This is a genomic window from Pseudonocardia lutea (assembly GCF_042658055.1).
In the GTDB taxonomy this organism is placed as follows: Bacteria; Actinomycetota; Actinomycetes; order Mycobacteriales; family Pseudonocardiaceae; genus Pseudonocardia; species Pseudonocardia lutea.
Genome location: NZ_JBHSQK010000010.1, coordinates 41,298 through 55,712, shown reverse-complemented (window position 1 = coordinate 55,712; position 14,415 = coordinate 41,298). Strand labels below are relative to the sequence as shown.

Annotated in this window: 11 protein-coding genes; 4 read left to right on the top strand and 7 right to left on the bottom strand. The window is 75.9% G+C overall.

Features of this window, described 5'->3' with window-relative positions; all coding sequences use genetic code 11:
* Nucleotides 1-107: 107 nt before the first annotated feature.
* Nucleotides 108-2,708 (top strand): MFS transporter, encoded by a 2,601-nt coding sequence (locus tag ACFQH9_RS05715; RefSeq protein WP_379564829.1) that lies wholly within the window; start codon nt 108-110, stop codon nt 2,706-2,708.
* 505 nt (nt 2,709-3,213) lie between these two features.
* Complete coding sequence (couO, locus tag ACFQH9_RS05710) at nt 3,214-4,077, top strand: 4-hydroxyphenyl-beta-ketoacyl-CoA hydrolase (RefSeq protein WP_379564828.1); 864 nt, start codon at nt 3,214-3,216, stop codon at nt 4,075-4,077.
* Between the two features lie 198 nt (nt 4,078-4,275).
* Here couO and ACFQH9_RS05705 read toward each other — a convergent pair whose 3' ends face one another.
* Nucleotides 4,276-4,659: a cupin domain-containing protein gene (locus ACFQH9_RS05705; RefSeq protein WP_379564827.1), complete on the bottom strand. Its 384-nt coding sequence runs from the start codon at nt 4,657-4,659 to the stop codon at nt 4,276-4,278.
* A 112-nt stretch (nt 4,660-4,771) separates the two neighbouring features.
* Between ACFQH9_RS05705 and ACFQH9_RS05700 the strand changes: the two genes are divergently transcribed.
* Complete coding sequence (locus ACFQH9_RS05700; protein WP_379564826.1) at nt 4,772-5,485, top strand: winged helix-turn-helix transcriptional regulator; 714 nt, start codon at nt 4,772-4,774, stop codon at nt 5,483-5,485.
* A gap of 149 nt (nt 5,486-5,634) precedes the next feature.
* Here ACFQH9_RS05700 and ACFQH9_RS05695 read toward each other — a convergent pair whose 3' ends face one another.
* The 3 genes from ACFQH9_RS05695 to ACFQH9_RS05685 form a co-directional block, all read right to left on the bottom strand.
* A complete protein-coding gene (locus ACFQH9_RS05695) occupies nt 5,635-6,735 on the bottom strand; it encodes an amidohydrolase family protein (RefSeq protein ID WP_379564825.1) in 1,101 nt (366 codons plus the stop codon).
* Entirely contained in the window at nt 6,732-8,048 is a 1,317-nt protein-coding gene (locus ACFQH9_RS05690) for a type I glutamate--ammonia ligase (RefSeq protein ID WP_379564950.1), read from the bottom strand. The genes ACFQH9_RS05695 and ACFQH9_RS05690 overlap by 4 nt, the downstream gene beginning before the upstream one ends.
* A gap of 306 nt (nt 8,049-8,354) precedes the next feature.
* Nucleotides 8,355-9,401, bottom strand: coding sequence for a methyltransferase domain-containing protein (locus ACFQH9_RS05685; protein ID WP_379564824.1), 1,047 nt, complete (start codon nt 9,399-9,401; stop codon nt 8,355-8,357).
* A 151-nt stretch (nt 9,402-9,552) separates the two neighbouring features.
* On the opposite strand from ACFQH9_RS05685, the gene ACFQH9_RS05680 reads away from it, so the two are divergent.
* Complete coding sequence (locus ACFQH9_RS05680) at nt 9,553-12,399, top strand: AfsR/SARP family transcriptional regulator (protein WP_379564823.1); 2,847 nt, start codon at nt 9,553-9,555, stop codon at nt 12,397-12,399.
* Here the strand turns inward: ACFQH9_RS05680 and ACFQH9_RS05675 are convergent.
* From ACFQH9_RS05675 to ACFQH9_RS05665, 3 genes are read right to left on the bottom strand one after another with little or no spacing between them, the layout of a single operon-like run.
* Nucleotides 12,360-13,103 (bottom strand): PIG-L deacetylase family protein, encoded by a 744-nt coding sequence (locus tag ACFQH9_RS05675; protein WP_379564822.1) that lies wholly within the window; start codon nt 13,101-13,103, stop codon nt 12,360-12,362. The genes ACFQH9_RS05680 and ACFQH9_RS05675 overlap by 40 nt on opposite strands.
* Nucleotides 13,100-13,561, bottom strand: coding sequence for a hypothetical protein (locus tag ACFQH9_RS05670; protein ID WP_379564821.1), 462 nt, complete (start codon nt 13,559-13,561; stop codon nt 13,100-13,102). The genes ACFQH9_RS05675 and ACFQH9_RS05670 overlap by 4 nt, the downstream gene beginning before the upstream one ends.
* Nucleotides 13,516-14,313: an MFS transporter gene (locus ACFQH9_RS05665; protein WP_379564820.1), complete on the bottom strand. Its 798-nt coding sequence runs from the start codon at nt 14,311-14,313 to the stop codon at nt 13,516-13,518. The genes ACFQH9_RS05670 and ACFQH9_RS05665 overlap by 46 nt, the downstream gene beginning before the upstream one ends.
* Nucleotides 14,314-14,415: the final 102 nt, after the last annotated feature.

Sequence of the window (14,415 nt, the reverse complement as noted above, 5' to 3'; positions counted from 1 at the left end):
TGCGTGTAGCAACCAACTGCGAGGACGAGGAAGACACCGTGTCCATCACCCACGCCGAGGCGGCGCCCCGGGCCCGGTCGGGGAGTGCCCCCGACGGAGCCGCCGGCATGACCCAGCGCCAGATCGTGCAGGCCCTGACCGGGATGCTGCTGGCGCTGTTCACGGCGCTGCTGTCGTCGACGATCGTGTCCAACGCGCTGCCGACGATCATCACGGACCTGCACGGCTCGCAGAGCCAGTACACCTGGGTCGTCACCGCGACGCTGCTCTCGTCGACCGCCAGCACCCCGATCTGGGGCAAGCTCTCGGACCTGTTCTCCAAGAAGCTGCTGGTCCAGATCGCGATCGTGCTCTACATCGGCGGCTCGATCCTCGCCGGTTTCTCGCACTCCGTCGGCATCCTGATCGTCTGGCGCGCGGTGCAGGGCCTGGGCCTGGGCGCGCTGCAGTCCCTGGTCATGATCGTGATCGCGGCGATGATCAGTCCTCGCGAGCGCGGCCGCTACACCGGCCCGATCGCCGCGGTGATGTCGCTGGCCACCGTGGCCGGTCCGCTGATCGGCGGCGTGATCGTGGACAGCTCGCTGGGCTGGCGCTGGTGCTTCTGGGTCGGCGCGCCGGTGGCGATCGTCGCCCTGGTCGTCGTGCAGCGCACGCTGAACCTGCCCGTGGTCAAGCGCGCCGTGAAGATCGACTACCTGGGTGCGGCGCTCATCGCCGCCGGCGTGTGCGACCTGCTCATCTGGGTCACCCTGGCCGGCGACGACTTCGCCTGGACCTCCGGCACCTCCTGGTCGCTGCTCGCGGTCGGCGTCGTGCTGCTGGCGCTGGCGGTGTTCGTGGAGTCGCGCGCCGCGGAGCCGATCGTGCCGCTGCGCCTGTTCGCGGACCGCACCACGACCCTCGCGACCGTCGCCAGCGTCGCGGTCGGCGTGGCGATGTTCGGCAGCGCGGTCTTCCTCGGCCAGTACTTCCAGATCGCCCGCGGCTACTCGCCCACGGCCTCCGGGTTGCTGACCCTGCCGATGATCATCGGCTCGACGGTCTCGGCCACGCTGTCCGGGCAGCTCATCGCCCGCCTCGGCAAGTGGAAGGGCTTCCTGGTCGGCGGCGCCGTGCTGATGATCGCCGGGTTCGGCCTGCTCGCCACGATCGACCACGCCACGAACATGGTCCTGGTCGGCGCCTTCCTGGCCGTCCTCGGCCTCGGCATGGGCATGACCATGCAGAACCTGGTCCTCGCCGTGCAGAACACCGTACGGCCGACCGACCTCGGCGCGGCCTCCTCGACGGTGACCTTCTTCCGCTCGCTGGGCGGCACGATCGGCGTCTCGGTCCTCGGCTCGATCCTCGCCAGCCGGGTCTCCACGCTCACCACCGAGGGCCTGGCCGACGCCGGGGTGTCGGTGCCGGCCGGCGGGACCGGTGAGGTCGGGATCGGCTCGCTGAACCAGCTGCCGGCTTTCGTCGCCGACATCGTCCGCGCCGCCTACGGCGACGGCACCGCCACGATCTTCCTGGTCTCCGCGTGCCTGGCCGTGGTCTCGCTGCTCGCGATCGTGTTCGTCAAGGAGGTGCCGCTGCGGACCCAGAGCGGTCTCGAGCAGCAGCGGAGCGAGTCCGGCGGGAGCGCCGCGACCCCGACGGCTCCGGCTGCTCCGGAGGCCTCCGCGATCTCCGCGACCTCCGCGGCTCCGGCGGCGCCGGTCGGCGCGGCGCCCGCTCCGGCGGCCGGCGAGCCCGCCACCCTGCCGATCCCGGTGGTCCGGTCCGCGGGGCCGACGCCGGTCGACCCGGGGTGGATGCACGGGCGCCACGCCCGTCCCCGGGCCGCCCTGCGGCCCTCGCCGCACCCGCGGCCGCGTCCCGCCGCGGACCCGGACGCTGTCGGGCCCGCCGTGTACGGCTTCGTGACCGGCGTCGGCGGGAGCGGCATCGGCGACGCCGCCGTGACCCTCACCGGGGCCGACGGCGAGCAGGTCGCCCGCACCACCACTGCGCCCGACGGCGGCTACGAGTTCCCCCTGCGCACCGGCGGCACCTACCTGCTGGTCGTGTCCTCGGGGGCGCTGCGGCCCTCGGCGTCGATGGTGGCCGTGGCCGACCGTCCGGCCCGGCACGACGTCACCCTCGCGGGCGGCGGCCGGATCACCGGCACGGTGCGCCGGGGCGAGGTCGAGGCGGCCGCGGGCGCGGCCGTCACGCTGATCGACGCCCGGGGCGACGTCACCGGTGCCGCCCGCGCGGGCGAAGCCGGGGGTTACGACATCGAGGGCGTCCCGGCCGGGACCTACACCCTCACCGCCGCGCTGGCCGGTCACCAGCCCGTGGTCACCACGGTCCGGCTCGCGGACGGCGAGGCGGCCGCCGTGGACCTGCAGGTTCCGGTCCGGGCCGAGCTGCGGGGCACGGTCACCGCCGCGCGGACCGGTCGCACGGTGGCCGAGGCCGTCGCCACGCTGATCTCGCCGGCGGGCGAGGTGGTCGGCACGGCCACCACGGGCGCCGACGGCGGGTTCGCCTTCGCCGACCTGCCCGCCGGCACCTACACGCTCACGGCCGCCGGCTACGCGCCGGACGTCCGCAGCGTGCGGGTCGAGCCCGGCACCACCACCGAGGTGCGGGTCGTGCTCGGTGCGCCCGCCCCGTGGGACGGCGCTCCGGTCCCGTCCGACGTGCGGAGGTTCGACCCCGTCGCCGGGGACTGACCCCGGCACACAGACNCCGGCCGCCGGATCACCCCGGCGCCCGGCGATCGTCCTGTGGGGCTGAGGCTCGGGACCCGGCTCATGATCATCGATCGGGATGCTTCGAGGCCTGGCGTGGCCGCCAGTGGTCCCGCTCGGCGATCATGAATCGGCTCCGCGTCACCACCGGCTCGGCCGTGGTCAACGCGGCGCTGCGGGCGGCGACGGACGACCTGGCCGTCGGACGACCGGCGAGGTGCGCCGCCCGCCCAGCGAACCGGCCCTTCCGCACCCGCGCGGACGATGATCGTCGCCTGCGACCGCAGAGCCGCCGGATTCGACGGGGTTCGGTCGCAACCGGTGATCACCCTGCGGGGCGCCGGCCTTCCGGCGCATCCGCGCAGCGGCCTCACCGCTCTCCCGGGCGCCTGCCGTACCCGTGTGCACCGCGCCGAGGCCTGGTCTCGATCTCAGGAAGCTTGATACTGTGCTGTCGACGCACCGACGCGGAACCCCCGGAGGACCCGTGAACATCGACCGGCTGGTCGCGATCGACGTGCACACCCACGTCGAGCAGGACGGCCACGGCTGCTTCTCGCTCGGCCAGGAGCTGATGGACGCCTCGGCGCAGTACTTCCGCGCCGACCAGGACCGCACCCCGACCGTGGCCGCGATCGCGGAGCACTACCGCGAGCGGGACATGGCGGCCGTGGTGTTCACGGTCGACGCGGCCTCCGGCACCGGGCACCCGGCGCTGTCGAGCGAGGAGATCCTCGACGCCGCGGCCGGGTTCCCGGACGTGCTGATCCCGTTCGGGTCGGTGGACCCGCACCGCGGGAAGGCGGCCGTCGCACGGATCCGTGCGCTGGTCGAGCGGGGTGCGCGGGGGTTCAAGTTCCACCCGTCGCTGCAGGCCTTCGAGCCGAACGACCCGCGGTACTACCCGCTCTACGAGGCGATCGCCGAGGCCGGCGTGCCCGCGCTGTTCCACACCGGACAGACCGGGATCGGCGCGGGCCTGCCGGGCGGGCACGGGATCAAGCTGCGTTACTCCGCCCCGATGCTGCTCGACGACGTCGCCGCGGACTTCCCCGAGCTCACGATCGTCATGGCCCACCCGTCGGTGCCGTGGCAGGACGAGGCCATCTCGATCGCCACGCACAAGGCCAACGTGTTCATCGACCTGTCCGGGTGGCGCCCGAAGTACTTCCCGCCGCAGCTGGTGCGGGCGGCGAACACGATGCTGCGCGAGAAGGTGCTGTTCGGGTCCGACTTCCCGGTCATCACCCCGGACCGCTGGCTGGCCGACTTCGCGGACCTCGAGATCAAGGACGACGTGCGGCCGCTGATCCTCAAGGACAACGCCGTGCGCGTCCTCGGGCTGGGCTGACCAATCCGTGAGGTCGGAGTCACGTCCGGGGTGGGCGAGAGCGTAGGAGGTCGGCGCGACGGCCCGGTGCCGCCGGGTTGAGCGTGTCGGGGGGTCGCGCCCGCACTGCGACGCTCGTCCAGGAGCAGCCCGCCGACCCTTCTCGTCCGGCGCGGCGGCACCCAGGCCGTTCGCTCGGCCGTCGGAGACCGGATCTGGCTACGACGCCGGGTCCGGGCCATCGACGTTGTGGACCGTCGTGCCCTCACCTCCGGTACGGACCACGAAACCGGCACCGCCCGTGTCGGCCACGGTTTCACGGTGCACGAGGTGGCCCGGGACGTAGACGGCGTCGCCGGCCCTCGCCACGACCTTGTCGGCCCCTGCCGGACCGAACTCGATGAGCATCTCGCCCTCGGTGATGTGGGCGTAGGTCGCGTAGTCACCGTGGTGATGCCATCCGGTCGTGGCCCCGCCGGGGAACACCGAGTACCCGCACCACACCCCTTCGTGGGCGAACGCCTGTCCTCGCTGCATCCCCGGGCTCTGCTCGGCGGCGGTGCCCACCAGCTGGTCACGCGTCACGATCTCGGGAGTCGTCATCGTCGACCGCCTTTCGTCGGCTGGACGCGGATCAGGGTCGGCCCGTGCCGTGCCTGCGGCAATCCCAGAAACTGAACTGGTTCGCACCCAGCCGGGGGCGGACACTCCCCAGGTGCGCACCTATGGCCAGTACTGTCCGGTCGCGCGAGCCGCCGAGCTGCTCGCGGAACGCTGGACGTTGATCATCGTGCGGAACCTGCTCGCCGGCTGCCGCACCTACGGTGAGCTGCTCGACGGTGCGCCGGGCATCAGCCGGGCGCTGCTCACCCAACGCCTCGAGCTGCTGCAACAGCAGCAGATCGTCGACAGGGAGGTCGCGCCCCGAGGCAGGGTCCGGTGTCGCTACACGCTCACGGACAGGGGGCGCGAGTTGCGCGCGGTCGTCCACGCCATGGGCGAGTGGGGCGCCCGGTGGCTGGAACTCGAGCCGCACCACTCCGACCCCGCCTACGTCCTGTTCGCCACCAGTCGCCTCATCGACGTCGACCACGCCCCGCTGCACGGCCTGGTCGTGCGCGTCGAGCTGGCCGAACGCCCGGGCAACCGCTACTGGCTGCTGGTCCGCCCGCCACGCGCGGAGGTCTGCACCTCCTACCCCGGCCGCGCCGAGGATCTGGTTCTGCGCACCTCGAGCGAGGTCCTGGCCCGCTGCCACCTCCGTCATCTCACCTTCGCCCAGGCGGAGAAGCGCCGACTTCTGGAGATCGACGGGCCCCGTCCCACGGTGCGCGCCCTCCTCGACTGCGTGCGACCGAGCCCGTACGCACACATCGAGCCGATGGTCGTCGGCACCGGACCGCCACGGACGACGAGCCAGGCGCAGTGACGATGCCGTCGAGCCGCTCGCGGACAGCACCTTCCGCGTGAGGTCGTGCGAGTCGGACGGCGTCCGGGGGCTCGGCGCGCACACGAGACTCCCGGACACGCTGCCCGCGCGCCCAGGGAGGTGCGCACCGCGGACCCAGCCCTGACCGGTCAGGACACCCCGTAGAGCGAGCGGGCGTTGCCGCCCGCGATCATCGCGGCGATCCGGCGGACGTCGTCGCCGTCGGCCTCGCCCTCGGCGACCCAGCCACCCAGCACCCGGTCGACCGCCCGGCGAAAGGCGCGCGCGGCGACCAGGTACAGCTCGGGCAGCGCGAAGGCGTCGGAGGAGTAGAGGAGCTTGCCGAACGGGGCGAGCTCCAGCGCCTCGGCGAGCACCTCCGCCGCCCGGTGCCCGACGTAGGTGGAGGCCAGCCCGACGTCGAACCAGACGTGCGGGAACACCTGGGCCAGCCACGCCGCCTCGCGGTGGTACGGGTAGCAGTGCAGCAGCACGACCGGCGTGCCGGTCGCCGCGGTGGCCCGGCAGAAGGCGGTGAGCAGCACCGGGTTCGCCCGGTGCAGGTCCTCGTCCGGGTCGCCGAACCCGGTGTGCAGCTGCAGGGGCAGGCCGCGGTCGATGCCGCACCACAGCGCGTGCCGCAGCAGGACCGGGTCGCGGAGCCGGCCGCCCTCGCGCCTCCAGCACCGCGCCGCCGCCGCGACCGCGGCCGGCGCGGGCCGCTGCGGCGGGACGTCGAAGCCGTACCGGTAGGCGAGGATCGACTTGCAGGCGACCGCGGTCCGGGTGCGCCGGGCGAGCTCCTCGACGAAGGTCACTGCGTAGTGGTCGGGACGGACGCCCGACGCCGCCACGTCCTCCGCCACGGCCTCCAGTCGGACCACCTCGGCGACCGGCGCGCCCGCGGCCTCGGCCAGTTCCGCGAGCCCGAGCAGCTCGCCGGCATGCAGGCCGTGGTCGACCAGCAGGGCGTCCGTGCCGGTGGCGGCGAGCAGTCGCCGGGTCGCCTCCGCCGTCCCCAGCTCCGCCCGTCGGGCCAGGTAGTCCGCGGGCGGCGCGTGCCGCGGGAGGTCCAGCACCGGGGCGCACACGCGGCGCACCGCCAGCCCGAGCATCGAGTCCCACGGGTCGCCCGCGGGAACCGGGGCCTCGGTGAGCAGCGCGCCGAAGCCGGCCGCGTCGAGCGCGTGGCCCACCACGCTGTGGCAGTGGTGGTCGACCAGCCGCAACCCGTCGGCCCAGGAGGTCACCACCGCCACCGGGTCGCGGCGATGATCTCCGCCGGGGTCCTCCCGGCGCTCGCCTCGGCCTCGGCGCGCCGCACCGCCAGCAGCGTCTCGGTGAGCGACGGGCCGAAGGCGGCCGTCAGGGCCGGCTCGGCCTCGAACGCCGCGGCGGCCGTGGCGAGGTCGGTGGGCAGGCGTTCCACCCCGAGCCGGGCCCGCTCGTCGTCGGACAGGCCGGCGGGATCCGCGTGCACCGGCTCCGGCAGCGTGCCGCCCTCCTCCAGACCCGCGAGCCCGGCCGCGAGCACGCCCGCGACCAGCAGGTACGGGTTCGCGGCCTGGTCCATGCACTTGATCTCGACGTTCGCCGCGCTCGTCTCCTCGCCGTGCGAGCCCGTGACGAGCCGGACGGCGGCCTCTCGGTTCTCCCGGCCCCAGCAGGCGTAGGCCCCGGCCCAGTGCGAGGGCAGCAGCCGCAGGTAGCTGGCGGGGCTCGGGGCACCCACGGCCAGCAGCGCCGGCAGCCGGCGCAGGATCCCGGCGGTGAACGCCTCGGCCTCCGCGGTGAGCCCGAACGGGCCGTCGCCGCCGGAGAAGACGTTGCGCCCCTCGCGGTGGAGCGAGAGGTGCAGGTGGCCGCCGTTGCCGACGCCCGGGTCCGCGACGCTGGGTGCGAAGGACACCACGAGGCCGTGTCGGGCGGCCACGCCGCGGATCGTGGTTCGCACCAGGACCGCCGTGTCGGCGGCCGCGACGGGCGACTCCGGGGCGACAGACAGCTCGAACTGGCTCGGCGTGTACTCGGGATGGAACTGCCGGACGTCGACGCCCTCGGCGGCGAGCGCGCGCAGCAGGTCGAAGCCGTAGTCCGACAGCTCGACCAGCCGGGTCATGCCGTAGGCCGGACCGGTCGCCGCGGGTTCCGGTTCACCGGGCCCGGCCCGGTACACCACCCACTCGACCTCGAAGGCGGCCTTCGCCGTGAGCCCGGCCACGGCGAGGCGGTCGACCGTGCGGGCGGCGAGCAGCCGCGCACAGCCGGGGTGCGGCTCGCCCACCTGGGTCCACCGGTCCGCCGGGGCCCACGCCCACCCCGGCTGGGCGGCGAGAGCGACGAGCCGGTCCAGGTCGGGGAGGAGCCGCAGGTCCCCGGTCGGGTTCGCGACGGTCGTCGGGGCGATCGAGTCGTCGGCGCCGAAGGCGTCGAACACCGGGGTGGCCCCGACGCCCCAGGCCGCCGCGTGCTCGAACGCACCGACGGGCACACCCTTCACGCGGGTGATGCCGGCGGTGTCGACGAAGGTCAGCGCGACGGCGGCGATCTGCTCGCCGGCCATCCGCTCGACCAGGCCGTGCGCCCGCGCGGCCCGCTCGTCGCGCTGCCCGAGGTCCAGCGGCGCGGTGTGCAGTTGCCCGGTGTGCAGTTGCCCGGTGTCCAGTTGCCCGGTGCCCCGTTGCGCAGTGTCCCGCTGCGGGGTGTCCCGCTGCGGGGTGTCCGGCTGTGCGGTGTCCACGGTCGACGATCGTGCCAGCCCCGGGGCGGCGGACGGGAGGTCCGACCGCCGCCCGGTCGACGAGCTCGGGGCGGGATGTCCGGTCCGGATGTCAGGACCGGATCTAGGGCAGGATCTCAGGGTGGGATCTCAGGGTCGGATCTCGTAGACCGCGTTGAACGCCGACTGCGAGGCCCTGCGGAACCGGGTGAACCCCGCCTCCGCCGCGATCTGCCGGATCGGGAACTCGCCCGCCTGCGCGCCGAGGGCGTAGCCGCCGGGCTGCGAGAGCGCGGTGGGCACGCAGAGGAACGTCGAGCCGCTGTAGTACAGCCGGCCGACCGGGTGGAGGTTGTCGGCGACCGTGTCGCCCGCCGCGGGCTCGACCACCATCCACGTCCCGTCCGGCGCCAACGCCTCGCGGACGTGCCGGGCCGCCCCGACGGGATCCCCCATGTCGTGCAGGCAGTCGAACATCGCGATCAGGTCGTAGCCGGTGCCGGTGAACCCCTGGGCCGAGGCGACCTCGAAACTCACCCGGTCGCCGACGCCCGCGTCCGCGGCCCGCTTGCGCGCCTGGTCGACCGAGGCCGAGTGGTAGTCCGACCCGACGAACGTGCTGTTCGGGAAGGCCTTCGCCAGCAGCACCGAGGACTCGCCGAGCCCGCACCCGACGTCGGCGACGCGCGCCCCCGTCTCGAGCTTGGCCTGCACGCCCTCGAGCGCCGGGATCCAGGTCGGCACCAGGTCGACGACGTACCCGGACCGGTAGAAGGCCGCGCAGCCGGTGAACACGTCCTCGTGGTGCGCGTGCCAGGGCAGCCCGGTCCCGGTGCGGAAGCTCTCGGCGATCAGCTCCTCGGCCCGCAGGTAGCCCAGCACCAGCCGGTAGGCCTCGGACACGTTCGGCCCGTCGGGGTCGACGAGGCAGAAGGCCTGCTCCTCGGTCAGGGAGAACTCGCCGGTCGTGGTGTCGTAGGTGACGTACCCGCCCGCCGCCTGCCCGCGCAGCCACTCGGTGAGCGGACGCTCGGCGCAGCCGCTCCGCTCGGCGAGGACCGCGGGCGTCGCGGGGCCGCGGGCGAGGGCGGTGTAGAGGCCGAGGCGGTTCCCGACCACCACCGAGCCCGCCGCGCCCGTCGCGCCGATGTCGGCGACGAAACGCCCGAGGAACTCGCCGACCTTGTCCTGATCCATCTCCCGCTCCTTCCGTGCGTCCGGCCCGCTGCCGGTCGGGGCCCACCGTCGTCCTACGGGCTTGCACGGGCCTGGCTCCGGCTGTCCCGGCGCTGACAGGGCCTCCCGCCCGGGGCGTTCACCCGGGCATGCTGTCGGCCGGGAGGTGGGGATGGGCGGGGTGGACGGCACGGTGCGCGTCGAGGTGCTGGGGCCGCTGCGCCTGCTTGTCGACGGCGCGCCGGTCGAGGTCCCGGGCCCCAAGCGCCGGGCCGCGCTCGCGCTCCTCGCGCTCGCGGAGGGCCGGACCGTGCCCGTCGACCGGTTGGTCGACGCGCTGTGGTCCGGCGGCGTCCCCGACTCCGGGCGGCAGGCGCTGCACACGCACGTGTCGCGGCTGCGCACGCTGCTGGGGCCGGCCGCCGAGCGGCTGCGGACCCGGCAGGACGGGTACCGGCTCGAGCTGGCGACCGACGAGCTCGACCTGGCCGAGGCCCGGGCGCTGCTGGCGCGGGCGCGGGTCACCGCCGACCCGGCGGCCACCCTGCCCCTGCTGCGACGGGCGCACGCGCTGTGGCGCGGTCCGGTCCTCGCCGACCTCACCGAGGTGCCGCCGATCGCCGTCGCCGTCGCCGACCAGGAGCGGCTGCGCCAGGAGGTCACGGACGCGCTGGTCGCCCGGGCCGTCGAGGCGGGCGACGGCGCCGACGTCGTCGGGCTGGCCGCGGCGGCGCACGCGGCCGATCCGCTGCGGGAGCCGGCCGCGGTGCTGCTCATGCGCGCCCTCGCGGCGAGCGGGCGGCCCGCGGAGGCGCTGCGGGTGGGTCGCGAGTTCCGGCGGGTGCTGGCCGACGAGACGGGCCTCGACCCCTCGCCCGCGCTCGGCGAGGTCGAGCGGGCCGTGGCGGGCGGAGCAGCCGGGGCCGTCGGACCGGACCCGCCCGCCCGTCCGGCGCCGGCGACGCGGCTCATCGGGCGGGAGGAGCAGGTCGGCGCCCTGCACCGGCTGCTCGCGCAGGAGCGGCTGGTCACCGTCGTGGGCCCGGGCGGGGTGGGCAAGACCCGGGTGGCGCTGGAGATCGCCGGGCGCGACGAGGCACCGGTCGTGCTGCTCGCGCCGGTGACCGATCCCGGCACTCTCCCGCACGCCCTCGCGGCCGCCCTCGACCTCGAGGTGTCGCGCGGCGACGTCCTGGCCGCGTGCCTGGCCCTCCTCGGCGACCGGCCCGGCGTGCTCGTCGTCGACAACTGCGAGCACCTGCTCGCCGGTGCGCGCGACCTCGTCGAGGGCCTCCTCGCCGCCTGCCCGCGGCTCGCCGTGCTGGCCACCAGCCGCGAGCCGCTGGGGCTCGCCGCCGAGTACACCTACCGGCTGGCCCCGCTGCCGCTCCCGGAACCCGGCGGCGACGCGGCCGCGGCGGCGTCGGTCGCGGTGTTCCTGGAGCGGGCCCGGCGGGCGCGGCCCGGCCCGGCGCCCGGGCCCGACGAGCTGCGGCTGGTCGCGGACATCGTGCGCCGGTTGGACGGGCTGCCGCTGGCGATCGAGCTCGCCGCGGGCCGGTTGTCCGGCCTCTCGCTGGCCGACCTGCACGCCCGGCTGGACCGCGCGCTCGACCTGCTCGGTGGCCCCCGCACCGGCGACGCGCGACACCGCACCCTGCGCGCGACCGTCGAGTGGTCCTACCAGCTGCTCACGGAGGACGAGCAGCGCCTGTTCCGCCATCTCGCCCTGTTCCCCGACGGGGCGGACCTCGCCACGGCCGAGCAGCTGGCCGCGGATCTCGGCCTCGGCGGCGACCCCGGCGGGGTCCTGGCGCGGCTCGTCGACGCCTCGCTGCTCGACGCCGACTTCACCGGCGCCACGCGCTACCGGATGCTGGAGACCCTGCGCGCCTTCGGGGCCGACCGGCTCGCGGCCGCGGGGGAGGAGCCCGCCGCCGAGGCGCTCCTGGTCCGGTGGGCCGTCGGGCTGACCGGGCGGATCCGGGTGGGGCTCGACGGCGCGGACGAGGCCGCCGCGGACGCGGCCCTGCGCCGCGAGATCGCGAACCTGCGGGCGGCGTGGCGGTTGGCCCGCCGGCGCGGGGACCTCGACGCCGCCGCGTCGATGGTGGTCGCGCTGTACGAGGCGATCGCCTACCGCGACCTGGTCGAGCTGCGGGGGTGGGCCGAGGAGCTCGCCGCCGACCCCGCCCTCGCCGCGCACCCCCGCGCGGTCGCCGTGCTCGGCGCCGCCGCGGAGGCCGCCTACCACCGTGGCGACACCACGGCGGCGGAGCGGCTCGTCCGCGCCGGGCTGGCGCGGGACCCCGCCTCCGCCGACGCCTGGTACTGCCGCATGGTCCTGGCCGTCGTCGCCCTCGCCCGGGGCGAGTTCGCGCTGACGGTGGAGCAGTCGCTCGTCGGCGCCGCGCTCGGCGGCGAGCACCGGGAGTGCCTCGGGATCGCGGCGCTCGCGGCCGCCTACGGCGGTGACCTCGACCGGGCCCGCGCGCTCGACGAGCGGGGTACGGCGGCCGCGGTGTCGCCGTCGATGCGGTCCTGGGCGGCCTACGTCGCCGGGGAGATCGAGGGTCTCGCCGGCGACCTCACCGCCGCGGAGGCCCACTACCGCACGGCGCTGCGCCTGGCCCGGGGGGCGGGCGCCACGTTCCTGGTCGGCGTGGCCAGCGTCGGGCTGCTGGCCGTGCTCGCCCGGGCGGGCCGGGTGCACGAGGCCCTGCGCGGCTACACCCGGGTGGTCGACGGCTTCGCGCGCACCGGCAACTGGACCCACCTCTGGACCACCCTGCGCAACCTCGCCGACCTGCTGCGCACCCTGGGCGACGACCGGACGGCGAACCTGATCGACGCCGCCGCGGACCGGGCCCCGGACGCGCCCGCGGTGGCCGGCGTCCGGCCCGTCCCCCCGCCCGACGGCCCGGTGCCGGACCGGACGGAGATCCTCCGGCTGGCCCGGGAGGCCGTCGGGCGGGCGGTTCAGCCGGGGACGAGCGGCGAGCGCTCGGCCTCGAGGTAGCACTCGTCGCGCACCCAGGCCGTGTAGCGCTCCCGGCCGAGCGCTTCGATCAGACCGGCGGTCTGGGTCGCCTGCGCGGCCAGCGCACGGACCTTGCGTGCGGCGACCGCGGGCGGCAGCGCCAGGTCGACGCTCAGCCGGTCCTGTTCGACGGCCAGCGGGTAGCCCGGCTCGTAGACGCCCAGCTCGGCGTCGAGCCCGGCCCACTCCCGGGCGTGCCGCACGGGCACGGCGGCGTGCAGCAGCCGGGTGTGCGGCGGCGCGGCCAGCTCGACGGCGGCGTCGACCCAGCCCGAGACGGTCCGGTGGTCCGAGTGGCCGGTGATGCCGTCCGGGCCGAAGGTCAGCACGGTGTCCGGACGGACCTCGTCGACGATCTCGGCGAGCCGGGCGATCGCGAGGACCGAGTCGGCGGCGGCGCACTCGCCGTCGCGGTAGTTCAGGAACCGGTGCTCGCGCACGCCGAGGATCCCCAGGCAGTGCGCCAGCTCGTCGGTGCGTTCCTCGGCCAGCCGGTCCGGCGGCCACGTCCCGGGATCCGCCGTCCCGCGCTCCCCGCGGGAGGCGGTCACGCACACCACCCGCTGGCCGTTGTCGCGGGCCAGCGCCATGAGGCCGCCGGACAGGTACGCCTCGTCGTCGGGATGGGCCCAGATCCCCAGGACGGTGCCCAGCTCGGCCACGCGGTCGGACGTCGTGATCATGATCGTTCCCTTCGGATGAGCACCAGGTGCAGGAGCAGCCCGGCGCCGCAGCACGCCGCGGCGACGAGCCGGAGCGCGCCCACGCCCCCGCCGGGGGCGCCGAGCGCGAGGCCGCCGAGCAGGGCGCCGGCGGCGAAGCCGAGATGGACGGCCGTGCCGTTGAGTGCGAACACGACCGGGGCGGGGCCCACGGCGAGCGCGGCGAGCCGGTGCTGCTGGGCGGGGATGCAGGCCCAGCCGGCGGCGCCCCACGCGACGGCGGCGGCGACCAGGCCCGCGGCGCCCAGGTCGACGGTGACGGCGACGAGAGCCGCGGCCAGCGCCAGTGCGACGCCGGGCACGACCTGCCGCCCACCCCAGCGGTCGGCCGCGATCCCGCCGCACCACGTGCCGAGCACCCCGCCGATCCCCATCAGCGCGAGGACCATGCCCGCCGCCCCCGGCAGCAGCAGGTCCACGTGGGCGTGCACCGCCTGCGACGCGGCCATGAGCAGGGCGGACACACCCAGGACGCCGACGAGCACCGGGGACCGGAGCGGGTCGAGCCGCTCGCGGGCCGTGGTGCCGGCCGGGTCCGCGGAGCCGGCANGCGGGCCGTGGTGGGGGCCAGGTCCGCGGAGCCGGCACCGGCCCGCCACAGGCCGAGCGCGGCGGCCGCGGCGAGCAGCGCGACCAGGGCGAAGGCGGCGCGCCAGGAGGACGGACCGGCGAGGACGACGCCCAGCGGCGCGCCCACGACCATGGCCAGCGACGACCCGGTCGGGACCACCGCCGCCGCCCGGCCCCGTCGTTCGGCGGGGACCGCGGCCGGGGCCGCCGCCGCTGCCGCCGGGACGTGGACGCACGCCGCGAGCGCGGCGAGCGCCCGGGCCGCCAGCAGCGCGGCGAGGGTGGGGGCCAGCGCGGTCGCCACCGCGGCGACGCCGACGACCGCGATCGAGCCGAGCAGCAGCGGCCGGAGCCGCCGCCCCCCGAGCAGCGTGCCGAGCACCGGTGCGCCGAGCGCGTAGGTGCCGGCGTAGACGGCCAGCGCGGCGCCGGCGTCGGCGGGCGCGACCGCGAGGTCGGCGGCCGTCCGGGTGAGCAGCCCCGCGAGGACGAACATGTCCGTCCCGATCGCGAAGGAGCCCAGTCCCAGGACGGCGACCGTCGCCGGCGGGAGCGCGGCCGTGCCCCGCGGTCGTCTCGCTCCGATCACCCGGGTGGACATCCCGTTCCCCTCCCTCCGCTTCCGGTTCCGCTTCCGGTTCCGGGAAGGAGGTTGGGGGCACGGCCTTGCAGCACGCTGTCACCGCCCCGCACGCCGCTGTCA

Bases quoted from the DNA above. Each gene is read 5' to 3' on its own strand.
- ACFQH9_RS05685 (WP_379564824.1), bottom strand. From the start codon at position 9,401: ATGGATCAGGACAAGGTCGGCGAGTTCCTCGGGCGTTTCGTCGCCGAC.
- ACFQH9_RS05690 (WP_379564950.1), bottom strand. From the start codon at position 8,048: ATGGCCGGCGAGCAGATCGCCGCCGTCGCGCTGACCTTCGTCGACACC.
- ACFQH9_RS05715 (WP_379564829.1), top strand. From the start codon at position 108: ATGACCCAGCGCCAGATCGTGCAGGCCCTGACCGGGATGCTGCTGGCG.
- ACFQH9_RS05675 (WP_379564822.1), bottom strand. From the start codon at position 13,103: ATGATCACGACGTCCGACCGCGTGGCCGAGCTGGGCACCGTCCTGGGG.
- ACFQH9_RS05705 (WP_379564827.1), bottom strand. From the start codon at position 4,659: ATGACGACTCCCGAGATCGTGACGCGTGACCAGCTGGTGGGCACCGCC.
- ACFQH9_RS05680 (WP_379564823.1), top strand. From the start codon at position 9,553: ATGGGCGGGGTGGACGGCACGGTGCGCGTCGAGGTGCTGGGGCCGCTG.